Annotated in this window: 15 protein-coding genes; 13 read left to right on the top strand and 2 right to left on the bottom strand. The window is 61.2% G+C overall.

Going from position 1 to position 18,652, the window contains the following annotated elements:
* The first annotated feature begins 5 nt into the window (after positions 1-5).
* The 7 genes from BM216_RS23625 (at position 6) to glmM (ending at position 9,705) form a co-directional block, all read left to right on the top strand.
* Positions 6-1,124 carry a hypothetical protein gene (locus BM216_RS23625; RefSeq protein WP_093001670.1) on the top strand — a complete coding sequence of 373 codons (1,119 nt, stop codon included), beginning with the start codon at positions 6-8 and terminating at the stop codon, positions 1,122-1,124.
* Positions 1,125-1,135: 11 nt separating this feature from the next.
* The gene (gene tolB / locus BM216_RS23620; RefSeq protein ID WP_093001669.1) at positions 1,136-2,440 is read left to right on the top strand and encodes a Tol-Pal system beta propeller repeat protein TolB; all 1,305 of its coding nucleotides are present in this window, start codon (positions 1,136-1,138) and stop codon (positions 2,438-2,440) included.
* A 205-nt stretch (positions 2,441-2,645) separates the two neighbouring features.
* Entirely contained in the window at positions 2,646-3,179 is a 534-nt protein-coding gene (pal, locus tag BM216_RS23615; protein WP_093001668.1) for a peptidoglycan-associated lipoprotein Pal, read from the top strand.
* A 207-nt stretch (positions 3,180-3,386) separates the two neighbouring features.
* Positions 3,387-4,403 (top strand): tol-pal system protein YbgF, encoded by a 1,017-nt coding sequence (gene ybgF, locus BM216_RS23610; RefSeq protein ID WP_093001667.1) that lies wholly within the window; start codon positions 3,387-3,389, stop codon positions 4,401-4,403.
* Positions 4,404-4,417: 14 nt separating this feature from the next.
* Complete coding sequence (gene tilS / locus BM216_RS23605; protein WP_177230885.1) at positions 4,418-5,788, top strand: tRNA lysidine(34) synthetase TilS; 1,371 nt, start codon at positions 4,418-4,420, stop codon at positions 5,786-5,788.
* A gap of 103 nt (positions 5,789-5,891) precedes the next feature.
* On the top strand, positions 5,892-7,826 hold the full coding sequence (gene ftsH / locus BM216_RS23600) for an ATP-dependent zinc metalloprotease FtsH (protein ID WP_093001665.1): 1,935 nt from the start codon (positions 5,892-5,894) through the stop codon (positions 7,824-7,826).
* 523 nt (positions 7,827-8,349) lie between these two features.
* Positions 8,350-9,705 (top strand): phosphoglucosamine mutase, encoded by a 1,356-nt coding sequence (glmM, locus tag BM216_RS23590; RefSeq protein ID WP_093001663.1) that lies wholly within the window; start codon positions 8,350-8,352, stop codon positions 9,703-9,705.
* Here glmM and BM216_RS23585 read toward each other — a convergent pair whose 3' ends face one another.
* Positions 9,706-11,538, bottom strand: coding sequence for a glycoside hydrolase family 15 protein (locus BM216_RS23585; protein WP_244530284.1), 1,833 nt, complete (start codon positions 11,536-11,538; stop codon positions 9,706-9,708).
* Positions 11,539-11,751: 213 nt separating this feature from the next.
* Between BM216_RS23585 and BM216_RS23580 the strand changes: the two genes are divergently transcribed.
* From BM216_RS23580 to BM216_RS23555, 6 genes are all read left to right on the top strand, one after another.
* Positions 11,752-12,000: a tautomerase family protein gene (locus tag BM216_RS23580; protein WP_093001662.1), complete on the top strand. Its 249-nt coding sequence runs from the start codon at positions 11,752-11,754 to the stop codon at positions 11,998-12,000.
* A 231-nt stretch (positions 12,001-12,231) separates the two neighbouring features.
* Positions 12,232-13,062, top strand: a complete 831-nt coding sequence (locus BM216_RS23575; protein ID WP_093001661.1) for an outer membrane protein — start codon at positions 12,232-12,234, stop codon at positions 13,060-13,062.
* A gap of 74 nt (positions 13,063-13,136) precedes the next feature.
* Positions 13,137-13,730: an NAD(P)H-dependent oxidoreductase gene (locus BM216_RS23570; protein ID WP_093001660.1), complete on the top strand. Its 594-nt coding sequence runs from the start codon at positions 13,137-13,139 to the stop codon at positions 13,728-13,730.
* Positions 13,731-13,934: 204 nt separating this feature from the next.
* Positions 13,935-15,116 (top strand): phosphoserine transaminase, encoded by a 1,182-nt coding sequence (locus tag BM216_RS23565; RefSeq protein WP_093001659.1) that lies wholly within the window; start codon positions 13,935-13,937, stop codon positions 15,114-15,116.
* A 78-nt stretch (positions 15,117-15,194) separates the two neighbouring features.
* Complete coding sequence (gene serA, locus BM216_RS23560) at positions 15,195-16,790, top strand: phosphoglycerate dehydrogenase (RefSeq protein ID WP_093001658.1); 1,596 nt, start codon at positions 15,195-15,197, stop codon at positions 16,788-16,790.
* 282 nt (positions 16,791-17,072) lie between these two features.
* Positions 17,073-18,137: a Tim44 domain-containing protein gene (locus tag BM216_RS23555; protein ID WP_093001657.1), complete on the top strand. Its 1,065-nt coding sequence runs from the start codon at positions 17,073-17,075 to the stop codon at positions 18,135-18,137.
* A gap of 10 nt (positions 18,138-18,147) precedes the next feature.
* Here BM216_RS23555 and BM216_RS23550 read toward each other — a convergent pair whose 3' ends face one another.
* A complete protein-coding gene (locus tag BM216_RS23550) occupies positions 18,148-18,582 on the bottom strand; it encodes a DUF1810 domain-containing protein (protein WP_093001656.1) in 435 nt (144 codons plus the stop codon).
* Positions 18,583-18,652 lie beyond the last annotated feature (70 nt).

The following is an 18,652-nucleotide window of genomic DNA, read 5'->3' as shown; positions in this document are numbered from 1 at the left end:
CCTAGATGAAGGCGAGCCTCACCACATCCGCGATCCTGCACGTAACGGCTCTCGCCTTTGCGCTGGTATCGCTTGGCTCGCCGGAACCGCTCGATGTCGCCAATACCGAGACGCTACCGGTCGATCTCGTGCCGATCGAGGAATTCACGCAGATCCAGCAGGGCGATAAGAACGCGCCGATGACGGAGACGGCGGCACCTGTGCCGACCACGCGTCCGGACATCGTCGAGAACGCCCAGAACGTCGGCGACAACAAGGTGGACATCAAGGCGCCACCGATGCCGACGGCCAAGCCGAGCGACAACGAATCCGCCGCCGCCCCGCCGAAGCAGGAAAAGCCTGCGCCCGTGGTCGATACCAAGCCGACCGCATCGACCGAGGTTGCCAAGGAAGACACAGCGCCTCCGCCGCAGGAAGTCGCGGCACTTCCGCAGCAGAAGCCCGACCCGACCCCGCCGAAGCCGACACCCGAACCGACCCCGGAGCCCGAGGCTGCCGCGCCTGAAGAGGCGATGCCTCTGCCGGACAACCTGCCTGTGCCGGCCGCCAAGCCGAAGCCGGAGCCGCCGAAGGAACAGGCGAAGCCCGCCGAGAAGCCGCCGGAAAAGAAGCCGGAGCCGAAGGCTGCCGAAAAGCCGACCGACAAGAAGGTCGCTGACAAAAAGCAGGAAGTTGCGAAGACCGCGTCCTCTAAGGAAAGCGACTTCAACGCCGACGACATCGCCGCGCTTCTGAACAAGCAGGCGCCGGCAAACGGCGGCGCCAAGCGCTCGACCCAGACGGCATCGCTCGGCGGCAAGACCAATACCGGCGGCTCGAAGCTCAGCCAGAGCGAGATGGACGCATTGCGCGGCCAAATCCAGAACAACTGGTCCTATATCGCCGGGATCGAGGGCGCCGACGGCGTCGTCATCCGGGTTCAGATGAAGCTCGACCAGTCCGGCGCGATCGTCGGAGATCCCGAGGTTTCCTCCAGCGGCGGTTCGGACACGGCCCGCAGGACGCTGGAATCGAGCGCGCGGCGCGCCGTCCTGCGCTCGTCACCGTTCAAAAACCTTCCCGCCGACAAATATGACGCTTGGGGCGATGTCGTCGTGAACTTCACTCCAAGCGACCTGCTGTGAAAGGCCCAATCATGATCAGACGTAACTTCCTCGGCCTCATGATGGCATCTGCCAGCGCGGCTGCGTTCTCAAGCCCGGCAAATGCACTGGTCGAGCTCAACATCAGCAAGGGCAATGTCGAGCCTCTGCCGATCGCCATTACCGACTTCCTGTCGAACAACGAGCTCGGACCGCAGATCTCCCAAGTGATCGCGGCCGACCTGCAGCGTTCCGGGTTGTTCGCTCCGGTCAACAAGGCGGCCTTCATCGAGAAGATCACCGATCCGAACCGGGCTCCGCGTTTCCAGGACTGGACCACGATCAACGCCCAGGCGCTCGTCGTCGGCCGCGTCAGCCGCGAAGGCGACGGCCGCCTGCGCGCTGAATTCCGTCTGTGGGACACGTTTGCAGGCCAGCAGATGACCGGCCAGCAGTTCTTTACCCCGCCGGAAAACTGGCGTCGTCTGGCACATATCATCGCAGACGCGATCTATGAGCGCATCACCGGCGAGAAAGGCTATTTCGATACCCGCGTTGTCTTCGTTTCCGAGAGCGGCCCGAAGACCGCCCGCCAGCGCCAGCTCGCGATCATGGATCAGGACGGCTTCAACGTCCGCATGCTGACCAACACCAAGGACCTGGTTCTGACGCCGCGTTTCTCGCCGAGCCGCCAGGAAGTCACCTACATGTCTTTCGAGGGCAACCAGCCGCGCGTCTATCTGCTGCAGCTGGAGACCGGACAGCGTGAGGTGGTCGGCAACTTCCCGGGCATGACTTTCTCGCCGCGCTTCTCGCCGGACGGGCAGAAGGTGATCATGAGCCTTCAGCAGGAAGGCAATGCGAACATCTACACGATGGACCTGCGATCGCGCACCACGACGCGCCTGACCTCTACGGCGGCGATCGATACGGCGCCCTGTTATTCGCCGGATGGTGCGCGAATCACCTTCGAAAGCGACCGCGGAGGACGCCAGCAGATCTACGTCATGGGCGCGGACGGCTCCGGCCAGCAGCGTGTTTCCTTCGGCGACGGTTCCTACTCGACCCCGGTCTGGTCGCCGCGCGGCGATCTCATCGCGTTTACCAAGCAGTCGGGCGGAAAGTTCTCGATCGGCGTGATGCGCCCGGACGGTTCCGGCGAGCGTATCCTAACCTCGGGCTTCCATAACGAGGGGCCGACCTGGGCGCCGAACGGCCGCGTACTGATGTTCTTCCGTCAGAACGCCGGTGCCGGCGGCCCGCAGCTCTTCTCGATCGACCTCACCGGTTACAACGAACAGGCAATCAAAACGCCGGCCTACGGTTCCGACCCGGCCTGGTCGCCGCTGCTTGAGTAATGGATCGGCGGGGAACACGCCTTCGTGTGAACGATTGCAAACAAAGGTGAGGCGGTTTCGCCTCCCTGCTGCCTCATTTGACTGGAAATGGGGCAGATAAGGGACACCGGAAGACTTTGTTAACCATAGATGTTTGATGATGGTTAACCGAGTCCGGTTAGAGTCTGGCAACTCTGAATATACTGACCTCAAGGAGAGACCGGCCATGAGCCGCACTGAAACCTCGGCGATGAGCCGCATGCAGCAGATCGCACGCAATCCCGCAATCCTCGCCCTGACGATGGCTCTGGCACTCGCCGGTTGCGCGAACAAGAAGAACCTGCCGAACAATGCAGGTGACCTCGGCCTCAACGGCGCCGGTTCGGCCACTCCGGGCTCGAGCCAGGACTTCACCGTCAATGTCGGCGACCGCATCTTCTTCGATACGGACTCGACTTCGGTTCGCGCCGACGCGCAGCAGACGCTCGACCGTCAGGCTCAGTGGCTCGGCCGTTACCCGAACTACGCGATCACGATCGAAGGCCATGCCGACGAACGCGGTACCCGCGAATACAACCTCGCACTCGGCGCTCGCCGTGCGGCTGCCACCAAGGAATATCTCGCATCGCGCGGCGTTCCGGCCAACCGCATGAAGACGATCTCCTACGGCAAGGAACGTCCGGTCGCAGTCTGCGACGACATTTCCTGCTGGTCGCAGAATCGCCGCGCCGTTACCGTTCTCGGTGGCGCCGGCATGTAATTCGGTGCGAGCGGACCGAAAGGTCCGCTGTCTTCCGGATGACAATTCGTTAATAAAAGGTGGTCTTCGGGCCACCTTTTTTGTTTTTCCTTAGTTTGGCCCCGATTCCCTAGATTTTGAATGACGGCTTGGTTGCTTTTTGGCGGCAGGTAATAAAAATCCGTCTCGCGCCAATCCGGCGCAAATCAGAGAAGCAGGACGAACGACATGAAGAAAATTGTCTTGGCAGCAATGCTGGGGCTGGCGGCAATGGCAGGACCCGCTGGGGCCTTCCAACTCTCATTGCCGAAACTCTTCCAGGGCGAGCAAAGCGCTCCGCGACAGCCACAAGCCGAACAGGGCGAAGTGATCCTGGCGCAGAGCAACGATGCTGTTCGTAGCCAGCAACTCCAGGAGGAAATCCGCCAGCTCAACGGCCGGATCGAGGAAATGAGCTATCAGCTGCTGCAGATGCAGGAGCAACTGCGCAAAACGCAGGAAGATAACGAATTCCGTTTCCAGGACCTGGAAAAGAAGAAAAGAAGCGATTTGGGCGACACGGGCGGGCAACCGGCCGTGGCGTCCAACCGCCCCTCTTCGTCCGAACCGTCCGCCAATAACGGAGATGATATCAGCCGCATCATCGAGCAGCCTTCCGACAACGGCAGCAACGGTGCAGGGCAGGGCGGCAACGCCGCGCCGGCTCCGACGACGCTCGGCTCGATGGAATTCGATCAAAATGGTAACCCTGTCGGCGCTAACCGAAACGAAAGCGCGCGCAATTCGTCCGCGCTGCCCGGCGTCGATACCGGTACTCCGCGCGCGGGCCAGGGCCGTGACCCGCAGCAGACCGCCTCTCTCGGCAGCGAGAGCGATGCCTACAAGATCGCCTATGACCATGTGCTGACAGGCGACTATGCGCTCGCGGAGACGGAATTCTCGAGCTACATCTCGTCCTACCCGAAAAGCACCCGTCAGCCGGACGCCAATTTCTGGCTCGGCGAGGCGCAGTATTCCCAGGGCAAGTATAACGAGGCGGCCAAGACCTTCCTCAACGCCCACCAGACCTACGGCAAGTCCGCCAAGGCACCTGAAATGCTGCTGAAGCTCGGCATGTCGCTTGCCCAGCTCGACAACAAGGAAACGGCCTGCGCCACGATGCGCGAGGTGCCGCGCCGCTATCCGAGCGCTGCCAAGGCCGTGCTGAGCAAGGTCGCCACCGAGCAGAAGCGTCTCGGCTGCTGATCGGCGGGCGTGGCGTGCCCGGCGATCTTCCGCAATTTCCAACTCTCCCCGAGGCGGTGGACGAGTTCCTTTCCTCGCTTCTGCGCCCAACGACGCTTTTGGTTGCCGTGTCCGGCGGAAGTGACTCGGCCGGATTGCTGATCGCTCTCCATCGCGCGCTTTCTTCAGGGACGGACAGTAAGCATCGGCTGGTGGCCGCAACGGTGGACCATGGCCTTCGGCCGGAAGCGGCAGCGGAGGCAGAGGCCGTTGCCCGGCTCTGTGACGAGCTTTCCATTCCCCATCGGATACTGCGCTGGCAGGGTGAAAAGCCCAAAAGCGGTATTTCCGCCGCGGCCCGTGAGGCGCGCTACCGGCTGCTGCGCGAGGCAGCCGAGTTGTTCGGTGCCGACGCCATCGTGACAGGTCACACATTCGACGATCAGGCGGAAACGATCGCCATGCGCGCCGCCCGCAGCGCCGATGATGGCAATCTCGGCCTGGCCGGCATGGCCGAAGCAGTGCTGCTCGATCGGCGGTGGTGGCTGCTGCGTCCTTTGCTTCGCACGCGGCGCGAGGCCATCCGCGATTTTCTGCGAGAGCAGGGCAGGGGATGGATCGACGATCCCAGCAATGTCGACCGGCATTATGAACGGGTCAGGGTGAGGGGATCCCTTCGGGACGAAGCCACATTGTCACCGGAGGCTATCCGCGAGGCCGGGCTGAGGCGGTCCCGGCTTGCTGCTGAGGCGGCAGGTCTTGCGCGCCGCTATCTACAGGTTCACTGCGGCGTGTTGGCGCATCTAGACCCCCATGTGCTTGGCGAGGAAGTGATGGCGGTGCGCCATCTGCTCGGCACGCTCGCCGCGATCCTCGGCGGGCGGGCTCATATTCCGGCTGCCGGAACGATGGATCGCGTCATGGCGATGCTGTCTGGGGGGCATGCGTTCGGCGGACGGCCAGACCGGATCACCGCTGGGCGCGTGATCTTCGACTTGAGGCGGCAGGGGCTCTTCATCCACCGCGAAGCCCGTGACGTACCTTCAACTCATGTCCAACCGGGTGGCCGGATTATCTGGGACGGCCGTTTCAGAATCCAGAATCGCAGCGGTAATGATCTGATCGTCGGGCCGGCGCCGCCTGATCGGGAAATGGCGCACGCCATGTTCGAGAATGTGCCGCCGGCAATTGCCATGCGCGCGATGGGCGCGATTTTTCATCTTGAGGTTGCGTCTCGTCTCGCCGGAACAATCGATAAAGCGAGTGTGATCACCGCGCCGGTGCTTGCGCCTTACGACTGCTTTTTGCCGCAGTTCGATCTTATTCTCGGCCGTGAGCTTGGGGTTTTGTTCGGATGCGACGAATTTCCCGCCGCGCCGATTAAGGTTTTCGGGCGGAAAAGCTAAACAGGTATGCCACCTTGCCTTGGCAAGGGCGTGACGCAACCTTATGTTATGGGACAAGAAAGGTGGCCGCTTCATCGGCGGCCGTCGCAGTCCGGGGAGTTCGATGAACCCAAACTTTCGTAATTTTGCCCTCTGGGCTATCATAGCCCTGTTGCTGATCGCACTGTTCAGCATGTTCCAGACGGCGCCGACGCAGACCAGTTCGCGGGACGTTCCGTATTCGCAGTTCCTCAAGGATGTGGATTCGGGTCGCGTGCGCGACGTTGTCGTAACGGGCAACCGTCTCATGGGCACCTATGCCGAGAACGGCCAAAACTTTCAGACCTATTCTCCTGTGATCGACGACTCGCTGATGTCGCGCCTGCAGGAAAAGAACGTCACGATCGTTGCACGGCCGGAAACGGATGGTTCGTCCGGCTTCCTCAGCTATCTCGGCACTCTTTTGCCGATGCTGCTGATCCTCGGCGTCTGGCTGTTCTTCATGCGCCAGATGCAGGGCGGATCGCGCGGCGCGATGGGCTTCGGAAAGTCCAAGGCCAAGCTTCTCACCGAAGCGCATGGCCGTGTGACCTTCGAAGACGTTGCTGGCGTCGATGAAGCCAAGCAGGATCTTGAAGAAATCGTTGAATTCCTGCGGGACCCTCAGAAGTTCCAGCGCCTTGGCGGTCGCATTCCGCGCGGCGTGCTGCTTGTCGGTCCTCCGGGTACTGGTAAGACTTTGCTCGCCCGCTCGGTTGCCGGCGAAGCCAACGTGCCGTTCTTCACCATTTCCGGTTCGGACTTCGTTGAAATGTTCGTCGGTGTGGGTGCATCTCGTGTGCGCGACATGTTCGAGCAGGCGAAGAAGAATGCACCCTGCATCATCTTCATCGACGAAATCGATGCCGTCGGCCGCCATCGTGGCGCCGGTCTCGGCGGCGGTAACGACGAACGCGAACAGACGCTCAACCAGCTTCTGGTCGAGATGGACGGTTTCGAGGCGAACGAAGGCATCATCCTGATCGCCGCCACCAACCGTCCCGACGTTCTCGACCCCGCACTTCTGCGTCCGGGCCGTTTCGACCGTCAGGTCGTGGTGCCGAACCCGGATATCGTCGGTCGTGAGCGCATCCTGAAGGTTCATGCCCGCAACGTTCCGCTGGCGCCGAATGTCGATCTGAAGACGCTCGCCCGCGGCACGCCCGGTTTCTCCGGTGCGGACCTGATGAACCTCGTCAACGAAGCTGCCCTGATGGCTGCGCGCCGCAACAAGCGCCTCGTCACCATGGCCGAATTCGAAGACGCCAAGGACAAGATCATGATGGGCGCGGAACGCCGCTCGTCCGCCATGACCGAGGCCGAAAAGAAGCTCACCGCCTATCACGAAGCCGGTCATGCGATCACGGCCCTCAAGGTCGCGGTTGCCGATCCGCTGCACAAGGCGACGATCATTCCGCGTGGTCGTGCGCTCGGCATGGTCATGCAGCTTCCGGAAGGCGACCGCTATTCCATGAGCTACAAGTGGATGGTGTCACGCCTCACGATCATGATGGGCGGCCGCGTTGCCGAAGAATTGACCTTCGGTAAGGAAAACATCACTTCGGGTGCATCCTCGGATATCGAGCAGGCCACCAAGCTTGCCCGCGCCATGGTCACCCAGTGGGGCTTCTCCGACGTGCTCGGCCAGGTCGCCTATGGTGAAAACCAGCAGGAAGTATTCCTCGGTCACTCGGTGTCGCAGTCGAAGAACGTTTCGGAAGCGACCGCGCAGAAGATCGATACTGAGGTGCGCCGCCTGATCGACGAGGCTTACACCGAAGCCCGCCAGATCCTCACCGATTACCACAACGAGTTCGTGGCGATTGCCGAAGGCCTGCTCGAATACGAGACGCTGTCGGGTGAGGAAATCAAGGCACTGATCAAGGGCGAAAAGCCGTCGCGCGATCTCGGCGACGACTCTACGCCGAGCCGCGGTTCTGCCGTGCCGTCTGCCGGCACCAAGAAGGACGAGCCGAAGGGCGATGCCACCGAAGGCGGCATGGAACCCCAGCCGCATTAAGGTTGCTGAATGCAATCAGACAGGCCACCCTTGCGAAAGTGAGGGTGGCTTTTTGTTAGGTAATCTTCGCGAGCCTTCGGAGAGAAGTTGAATTGAGACTGCTCAGGATCACAGCTTCGCTCGCACTGGTCGCAACGCTCTGCATTCTTCTGGGATATCAGACTGCCCTCTGGACGGGCGGCGGCGGCTTTTATACCTGCCAGGATGTTGGATGCCCATTTATGCTCATGTTTGTATCCGGGCCGCTTTTCAAGATCGGTTATCTGTTGACCGCCGGCGCAATCTTCTTCATTCGGCGACGGGTGCGGCGGTAGGCTGTTCCAGATCGCTCAGGGACTGTGTATTCCACGGTAACGAGATGTAATCCTTTTTGACGCTATTTTACGTGTTTGCCGCTTTAAAGTATGGCATGAGCGTAATTCCGGCCGCGCTCACATGAATAGCATTACCGCTTGCTGATACGGCCAATGCCGGCAAGACAAAGACAACGCGCTCCAAACTGCGCGAAGACCAAGGAGCTCCCATGACACGCCGTTACTTCGGTACCGATGGTATCCGCGGACATTCGAACGTATTCCCGATGACGCCAGATCTCGCCATGAAGGTGGGCATTGCGGTTGGGACGATCTTCCGCAACGGTAGCCATCGCCACCGCGTCGTCATCGGCAAGGATACGCGCCTTTCCGGTTACATGCTGGAGAATGCGATGGTCGCGGGCTTCACGGCTGCCGGCCTCGACGTCTTCCTGCTCGGCCCGATCCCGACGCCGGCGGTTGCCATGCTCACGCGCTCCCTTCGTGCAGATGTCGGCGTGATGATCTCCGCGTCTCACAACCCGTATGAGGACAACGGCATCAAGCTGTTCGGCCCCGACGGCTACAAGCTTTCCGACGAGCTTGAGACCCGGATCGAGGATCTGCTCGACAAGGACATCTACGGCCAACTGGCGAAGTCCGGCGAGATCGGCCGCGCCAAGCGCGTCGAGGGCGACATCTACCGTTATATCGAGCATGCCAAGCGTACCCTGCCGCGCGATGTGACGCTGCATGGCCTGCGCGTCGCGATCGACTGCGCGAACGGCGCTGCCTACAAGGTCGCCCCGCTGGCGCTGTGGGAACTCGGCGCCGAGGTTGTCACGATCGGCAACGAGCCGAACGGCACAAATATCAATCTCGATTGCGGTTCCACTGCGCCGGAACGGCTGCAGAAGAAGGTGCATGAAGTGCGCGCCGATATCGGCATCGCGCTCGATGGTGACGCCGACCGCGTCATCATCGTCGACGAGAATGGCGAGATCATCGATGGCGACCAGCTGATGGCTGTGATCGGCGAAAGCTTCGCCGATGACGGCAAGCTGACCGGCGGCGGCATCGTTGCTACCGTCATGTCCAATCTCGGCCTGGAACGTTTCCTCGGCGACAAGGGCCTCACGCTTGCCCGCACCAAGGTCGGCGACCGCTATGTCGTCGAGCATATGCGTAACCACGACTTCAACGTCGGCGGCGAGCAGTCCGGCCATATCGTGCTGTCGGATTTCGGCACGACAGGAGACGGTCTTGTGGCCGCGCTGCAGATCCTTGCACGGGTGAAGCGCCTCGGTCGGCCGGTCAGCGAAATCTGCCGCCGCTTCGAGCCCGTGCCGCAGCTCCTGAAGAATGTCCGTTTCTCGGGTGGCAAGCCGCTGGAGGATGCGGTCGTGCGTCAGGCGATCGCCGATGCGGAAGCCGAACTCGGCTCCAGGGGACGCCTCGTCATCCGCCCGTCGGGCACGGAGCCCCTGATCCGCGTCATGGCGGAAGGCGACGATCAGGCGCAGGTCGAAAAGATCGTCAACGGCCTGGTCGAAGTCATCGCGAACGCCCGTTCGGAAGCTGCCTGATCAGGGCCGCCATTCCCTGAATTTTCCGTCCAGCGCGCCGTCGAGATAGAAGGCGGCGCTGATCAGGGCGAGGTGCGTCAAGGCCTGCGGGAAGTTGCCGAGGAATTCGCCGCGCGGGTCGAATTCTTCTGCATAGAGCTGCAGGTGGTTGCCGAAGAGCAGCAGCTTTTCCATGTTGATCTCGGCTTCCTGCAGGCGGCCGGCGCGGGCAAGGCATTCAACGAACCAGAAGGAGCAGGCGCCGAAGAAGCCTTCGCGGCCGTCGAGCCCATCCTGCCACTTGTAGCGCATGACAAGGCTGTCGTCGGCCAACTCGTTCGAGATGGCATCGAGCGTCGCAAGCCATTTCGGGTCCGTGGCGCTGATGAAGCGGACGAGCGGCATCATCAGCATCGAGGCGTCAAGTTGCGTTCCACCCTTGCTGTGGACGAAATGGCCGTGCTCCTCGTTCCAGAAATTTTCCCAGATATCCTCGGTTATCGCGTTGCGCGTCTCGATCCAGCGGCCAAAGGGAGCGGCTAGCGAGCGCTTCTGGGCAAGGCGCAGGGCACGGTCGACCGCCACCCAGCACATAAGCCGCGAGTGCAGATGTTCCTGTGGTTCGCTGCGGGCTTCCCATATGCCGGCATCCGGCTGGCGCCAGACCTCGCAGACATGATCGACGATGCGCCGCACGCTCAGCCAGTTTTCGTGCGAGATCGAGCCACCGTATTTGTTGCTGATATAGACCGAGTCCAGCAGTTCTCCGTAGATGTCCAGCTGCGTCTGGTCGGTCGCGTCATTGCCTATCCGCACCGGCTTGGCACCGCCATAGCCGGACAGATGATCGAGTGACTGCTCGCGCGCAACCTTGGTGCCGTCGAGATTGTACATGATCTCAACATCACCCTTCGAACGGTCGGTTCGCTCGGTCACCCAGCGGCCGAAGGCGCTTGCCTCTTCCAGATAACCGAGCCGCATCAGGGCGTAGATCGAAAAGGATGCATCGCGGATCCAGGTGGCGCGGTAATCCCAGTTGCGCGGCCCGCCCGGGGCTTCGGGAAGGCCGAAGGTGCCCGCCGCGGCAATCGACCCGTATTCTGCCGAAGTCAGCATCTTCAGTGCGAGCGCCGATCGCGTGACGGATGATCTCCAGCGGCCGCGATAGGTCGATTTCTTTGACCATCCCTGCCAGTATTCCGCAGTCTGGCGGATGATCGCATCGACCTCCTGGCGCTTCGGCACATCCTGGTCGTCGCAATCCAGAATGAAATCGCAGCTCTCGCCGCTCTTCAGCGTGAAATGCGCGGTCGCGGCGCCATCGCGGTTCTTGAACTCGACGCTGCTGGAAAGGCGGAAGGTGAAGTCGCCGCATTGAAAATGCACGGCGCCCTTCCTTATCGAGACTTTCGGTTTGCGGCGCGCATAATCGAAACGGGGCCAGCACTTGAGCTTGAAGCTGACCTCGCCGCGCGTCACGCTCACGCGGCGGATGAGGCGCGATGGGTCCTTGTCGCTTTTGGGCACCGGCATGAGGTCGACGATCTCGGCGCTCTCATGGCGACCGAGCCAGCGCGTCAGGAGAACATTGCTTTCCGGCACGTACATCTGCAAGCGCCGTGCGCCGTCGATCTGCGGCGTGAGTTCGAAGGCGCCGCCCTTCTTCGGGTCGAGCAGGGCGGCGAAGACGCTGGGACTGTCGAAGTTCGGCCAGCAGAGATAATCGATTGTACAGTCCTTGGCGACGAGCGCGATGGTCCGCATGTTTCCGATGGCGCCATGTTCGGCGATGGGGCGGGGGACATCGACCGTCTCCACGATCGACTTGCCCGCATCGTCTCTGGGGTGCTTCACGGCAGATCCTCTCTCGATGCCAAGGTCAAGGCCAAGCTCAACGCGAGATGAGAGGATCGGTTTCCGCAATCGGCAAGATTAAGTCCCGCCTTGGCAGTCGGACGTTGCCGGCAGTTACTTCTGAAACCGGAAGCCCATGGCTGAAATGTTCCGGAAGCTCGGGTCCTTCAGACAAATCATGTGCCATTCCGGTTCTGTAGAGGAGAGTGTGCGATGCCCGTAATTTCCATCAAGGCCCTGGCAGGGGTGTTCGATGCCGATCAGAAGGCGCAGATCATCAAGGGCGTCACGGACGCGATCGTCGAAGTTGAAGGCGAGCGCATGCGGCCGCTGACCTGGGTTCTGTTCGAGGATGTGCCGGAGGGCGACTGGGGTATCGGCGGTATCGAACTGGAGGTCCGACATGTGAGGGCGGTACAGAACGGTTCCGTGAGGCTGAGCGATGCGATCGGCATCAAATAGGCCGGAAACGAACGACCGGGTCGTTCATGCCGGCAGCAAGCTCCGGTGATATCCGGTGATAAATGAAGCGCCGATAGCGTGGCAAAGCGGCTTTACTTGTCGCTTTGCTCGTATCTGACTGGCTGTTGTTTTTATGGTTAAGCGAGACTTAACCATTCTTCTTCATTCTTAGGGTCAAAGAGGGTGCCGCACGCCATGCGGCGACGCCCGTGAGAGCCCGGAGAACCCACTATGAAGAAGCGCTTTTTAGCAGCGGTAGCGTTGATATTATCGACAGGCGTGGCCCATTCGGCCGATCTTTACCAGCCGCAGCCCGAGCCGATGATGGATGCGCCGGAAGTGACGGTGCAGGAAGCGAGCGGCTGGTATCTGCGCGGTGACGCGGGATACTCGTTCAACCGTCTTCGCGGCGCCGAGTTCTTCCAGGGCTCGAATGACAGCCTCGTCGATTTCGACGATACCGACCTGAAGGACAGCTTCATCCTCGGCGCCGGTATCGGTTACCAGATCAACAACTACCTTCGCACCGATCTGACTTTTGACTACATGGGCAAGTCCGATTTCCGCGGCAGCACGAGCGGCTTCTGCCTCAACGGCGTCGATACCTGCACCTCGTCCGACCGGGCATCGATGCGGGCCTATTCGCTGATGGCCAACGTCTATGTCGATCTCGGCACCTATTCCTACTTCACGCCCTATGTCGGTGCCGGTTTCGGTGCCTCCTACGTCAAGTGGGACAAGCTGCGTAACCGTATCTGCGACGATCCGGATGTCGACGGCTGCTACGGTTCCGACCACGACGGCAAGGGCAAGTGGCGCGCGACGGCTGCGATCATGGCCGGTGCCACGATCGACGTAACCTGCAACCTGAAGGCCGATGTCGGCTACCGCTTCCGCTATATCGACGGCGGCGACATGTTCGGCTTCGCTTCCGGCGGCGGCCCCGGCAAGGACAAGGGCATCTACAGCCACGAAGCCCGCGTCGGTGCCCGCTATCTGTTCAACGGTTGCGACACACCCGTCGCCTACGAACCGGCACCGGAACCGATCGTCTACAAGTGAGTTTATCCCACACATTCATCAAAGCCGCCTTCGGGCGGCTTTTTTGTTTTCGGACAACCATTGAGGAGCCGAGCATGCATGCTCTCATCGTTCTGTCGCATCCCGGTCCCACGTCGCTGAGCCACGCTGTCGCCGGCCGCGTAGGGGAGGGCATATTGCAAAGGGGCTCCGGTAATACGTTCGAGATCGCCGACCTTATGGCGGAAGGATTCGATCCGCGATTCTCGGCTGGGGACTTTGCAGCTCATCACAGGGAGGCTGTCTCGCCGGTGGATGTCGTTGTCGAGCAGGCGCGAATCGAGCAGGCGGATGCGCTGGTGCTGGTCTTCCCGGTCTATTGGTGGGCCATGCCCGGATTGCTGAAGGGCTGGATCGACCGTGTCTTCGCCAATGGCTGGGCCTATGACGACAGTGGCGAGAAGGTCATCAAGAAGCTCGGCCACCTGCCTGTCCATCTCGTCGGAATCGGCGGCGCAGACGCCGGGACTTACGAACGGCACGGCTATTTCGGCGCGATGAAGACGCAGATCGATCACGGCATCTTCGATTATTGCGGCGCTCCGGTTGTGACATCAGAGTTGCTGCTCGAGTCGGACGGAGAGGATCAGACCGCCAATCTTGAAGCGGCGGAGGCTATCGGCCGAAAGATTTTTACAGAACAGAAATAAGCGGATAGCTCGATATCGGGGCGTTGAGGGTTCACTCGCCGCCGGTTGGATCAGGCTGTTGCATTCCCGCCATCGTGATGCGCCGACGGCAAAATATCGTCCCGTCGCGACATCACCCGCTTGACTGTGAAAGCCGACAAGAATATCCACGGCGGCGGGACACCTCTCCCCAACGAGAGGCTAATTACCTGGAAGGGTATACATATGGCCAATGGCACCGCAAAGCCGGACGTACGTCCGAATAACGCCCACTTTTCTTCTGGCCCCTGCTCGAAGCGCCCCGGTTGGTCGCTCGACGCTCTCTCCGACGCCCCGCTCGGTCGTTCGCACCGCGCCAAGGTCGGCAAGGACAAGCTCAAGCAGGCCATCGATCTCACCCGTGAAATTCTGAACGTTCCGGCGGATTACCGCATCGGCATCGTTCCCGCCTCCGATACCGGCGCTGTCGAAATGGCGATGTGGTCGCTGCTCGGCGAGCGCGGCGTCGACATGGTCGCCTGGGAAAGCTTCGGTGCCGGCTGGGTCACCGATGTCGTCAAGCAGCTGAAGCTCAAGGACGTCCGCAAGATCGAAGCCGATTACGGTCTTCTGCCCGACCTTTCCACGGTGGATTTCGACCGTGACGTGGTCTTCACCTGGAACGGCACCACCTCCGGTGTGCGTGTCCCGAACGCCGACTTCATCCCGGCAGACCGCAAGGGCCTGACCATCTGCGACGCCACGTCCGCCGCCTTCGCGCAGGACATGGACTTCGCCAAGCTCGACGTCACCACCTTCTCCTGGCAGAAGGTTCTGGGCGGCGAGGGCGGTCACGGCATGATCATCCTTTCCCCGCGTGCGGTCGAACGTCTTGAAAGTTATGTTCCGGCCTGGCCGCTGCCGAAGATCTTCCGCATGACCTCCGGCGGCAAGATTTCTGAAGGCATCTTCAAGGGTGAAACGATCAACACGCCTTCGATGCTCTGCGTCGAGGACTATATCGATGCGCTCAACTGGGCAAAGTCGATCGGCGGCCTGAAGGCTCTGATCGCCCGTGCCGATGCCAACGCCAAGGTCATCTTCGACTTCGTCGCTGCCAACGACTGGATCGCCAATCTGGCGCAGGTCGACGAGACGCGCTCTAACACCTCCGTCTGCCTGAAGATCGCTGACGCTGGTGTCGCCGCTCTCGATGCCGATGCGCAGGCTGCATTCGCCAAGGGCGTCACCGCCATTCTCGAGAAGGAAGGCGTCGCGCTTGACGTCGGTGCTTATCGCGACGCGCCGTCCGGTCTTCGCATCTGGGCCGGTGCCACGATCGAAGAGGCCGACATGAAGGCCCTGATGCCGTGGCTCGCCTACGCATTCGAAACGCAGAAGGCCGCGCTTAACAAGGCTGCCGCCTGATCGATTCCCGGTCCCGCAATTGGCGGGACCGTCTCATCCCGAATTCAGAGACTGAACCCTTTATCAGGAGCCCAAACAATGGCACCTCGCGTACTCGTATCCGACGAACTGTCTGAAACCGCCGTCCAGATCTTCCGCGATCGTGGCGTCGAAGTCGATTTCCAGCCGAAGCTCGGCAAGGACAAGGGCAAGCTCGCCGAAATCATCGGCAACTATGACGGCCTCGCCATCCGCTCGGCCACCAAGGCGACGGAAAAGCTGATCGCCGCCGCGACCAACCTCAAGGTTATCGGCCGCGCCGGTATCGGCGTCGACAATGTCGATATCCCGGCCGCGTCCAAGCGCGGTATCATCGTCATGAACACCCCATTCGGCAACTCGATCACGACGGCCGAACATGCCATCGCGCTGATGTTCGCCGTGGCCCGCCAGTTGCCTTCCGCCGATGCCTCGACCCAGGCCGGCAAGTGGGAAAAGTCCAAATTCATGGGTGTCGAAATCACCGGCAAGACGCTCGGCGTCATCGGCGCCGGCAACATCGGTGGCATCGTCTGCCGCAAGGCGATCGGCCTCGGCATGAACGTCATTGCCTATGACCCCTTCCTGTCTGCTGAACGTGCGCAGGAAATGGGCGTCGAAAAGGTCGAGTTGGACGAGCTGCTGCCGCGTGCCGACTTCATCACGCTGCACGTGCCGATGACCGACAAGACGCGCGGCATCCTCGGCGCCGAAAATCTCGCCAAGACCAAGAAGGGCGTGCGCATCATCAACTGTGCCCGCGGCGGTCTGGTCGATGAGGCCGCACTTGCCGAAGCGATCAAGTCCGGCCACGTCGCTGGTGCCGGCTTCGACGTGTTCGAGGTTGAGCCTGCCACCGAAAGCCCGCTCTTCGGCCTCGACAATGTCGTCTGCACGCCGCATCTCGGCGCTTCCACCACGGAAGCCCAGGAAAACGTTGCCCTGCAGGTTGCCGAACAGATGTCGGATTACCTCGTCAAGGGTGCAGTCTCGAACGCCATCAACATGCCGTCGATCACCGCCGAAGAAGCGCCGATTCTGAAGCCGTTCATCCGTCTCGCTGACGTTCTCGGCGCATTCGTCGGCCAGGTTTCGGATGATCCGATCAAGGAAATCGAGATCCTGTTCGACGGTGCGACCGCCAACATGAACACCAAGGCGCTGACGTCGGCGCTGCTCGCCGGCCTGATCCGCAACCAGGTGGCCGATGTCAACATGGTCTCGGCGCCGATCATGATCAAGGAAAAGGGCATCGTGCTCTCCGAGGTCAAGCGCGACAAGACCGGCGTCTACGACGGCTACATCAAGCTGACGGTCACGACCGAGAAGCAGAGCCGCTCGGTTGCCGGTACCGTCTTTTCCGACGGCAAGCCACGCTTCATCCAGATCAAGGGCATCAACATGGACGCCGATGTCGGCGCCAACATGGTCTACATCTCCAACACCGACGTTCCCGGCATGATCGGCTTCATGGGCACGACGCTCGGTGACGCCAAGGTCAACATCGCGAACTTCCAGCTCGGCCGCGAGAAGGACGGCGGGGATGCCATCGCTCTGCTTTACGTCGATGGGCCGGTGTCGCAGGAAGTTCTCGACAAGCTGACGGCAAACCCGGCAATCCGCCAGGCCCGCCCGCTGGTGTTCAACGTCGACTAAGGCTTGCGGGCGGCGACGCTCGGATAAATAAAAGCAAAAATCCTCCCAGGGGTGACTGGAAAAGGCTCGGTGCGTCAGCGTCGGGCCTTTTTCCGTTTCGCTCGCGGTTATGTGATCGGATGATGTTGCGAAACATCTTTTGGTTGTGTTTTTGCCGATTGGCTCCCGCGATGAACTTATGTAGCTACTAGAGCGGGAAAAATTGGAGGAGGATCTAAAATTCCCTTCCGCTCTTCCCCATATGAGTGCAGAGACCGCATAGGGCGGCCACAGGAGATATTGATGTTATCCAAGCTTCGGCGTTTCCAGAAACTCTTCGCGATCGCAGCGATCGGAATGGCAGTTTCGCTAACAGCCGTCGATTTTGCGGAAGCGCGTCGCGCAGGCGGCGGTTCTAGCTTCGGCAGCCGCGGCACCCGCACATTCTCCGCTCCTCCGACAACAAACACGGCACCGGGCGCCGCCAACGGCATCCAGCGTTCGATGACGCCCAATACCCAGCAGAACGCCACCCGTCCGGCCACAGGCGCCGGCCAGCAGGCAGCCCAGCAGCGCCCCGGAATGTTCGGCGGCATGTTTGGTGGTCTCCTCGGCGGTCTCGCCCTTGGCGGCCTGTTCGGCATGCTGATGGGTAACGGCTTTGGCGGCATGGCAGGCTTTATGGGCATGCTTCTGCAGATCCTGCTGATCGGTGGTCTTGCCATGCTGGCATTCCGCTTCTTCGCGCGTCGCCAGCAGCAAACGGCGGGTCCCGCCGGCGGCCGTAACGGCTTCGGCGCGGGCAACAACCGCGATGACCAGCAGAACAACCACGCCTATCAGGCGCCGCAGCAGAATCAGGGCGGCTTCCAGATCCCGAAGATCGGCTCGATGGGCGCAGGTGCCGCTGCAGGCGCGGGCTATGACGATGCGCCGCGTCAGGCCGGTTCGGATACCGACGAGATCGGCATCACCAACCGTGACCTCAGCCAGTTCGAAAAGCTGCTGACCGACGTTCAGGGCGCTTATGCCGACGAGGACTATGCCAAGCTGCGCAGCCTCACGACGCCGGAAGCCATGTCCTACCTTGCCGAAGAACTCGGTGAAAACGCCACCAATGGCGTTAAGAACGAGGTCAAGGACGTCAAGCTGCTGCAGGGCGACCTGTCCGAGGCATGGCGCGAAAACGGCCAGGAATACGCGACCGTCGCGCTGCGTTATTCCTCGATCGACTTCCTGCGGGACCGCAACAGCGGCGATGTCGTTGAAGGCGATCCAAACCATGAGACGGAAGCCGTCGAGGTCTGGACCTTCGTGCGCAAGCCGGCCAATGACTGGAAGCTCTCGGCGATCCAGTCCGCCGCGTAAGGCTTGCGGCCTAGACCTTCAGGAGCCCGACGGTGACATCGTCGTGCTCCCCACGGTAAAAAATCTCAAGGGCTCGCTCGAAAGGCGAGCCCTTTTCGCTGACCAGATGAAACAGCGTCATCGAACTGCGAAACTTCATATCGTCGACCGAGCCGAGAATTTCGTCGGCACCGCGGCCCTCATGGGCGAGCATGGCGGTGGTGCATTCGGCAAGCCTGAAACCCAGAAGCGGATGGGCAAGATAGGCGATGGCCTCCTCACGGGAACGGATGGCAAAACGCTGTGACATGTCCGACCTGCCCAGACCGTCGAGCTGCGGGAAGATATACCACATCCAGTGACTGCGCTTTTGTCCGTCGCGCAGTTCCGCAATGACCTGATTATAGATCGAGGCCTGAGCGTCGACGAAACGCGTCAGGTCCAAGGTCACACTGCGATCATTCATCAAATTCTCCTCACCCCAATTGAGACATAAAGGCGGAGAAAGATGATATTTTTGCGGCCGCTCTTTTCCA

Source organism: Rhizobium sp. NFR07, from assembly GCF_900111905.1.
Taxonomy (GTDB): Bacteria; Pseudomonadota; Alphaproteobacteria; order Rhizobiales; family Rhizobiaceae; genus Neorhizobium.
This window is presented reverse-complemented; position numbering and strand designations above follow the sequence as displayed.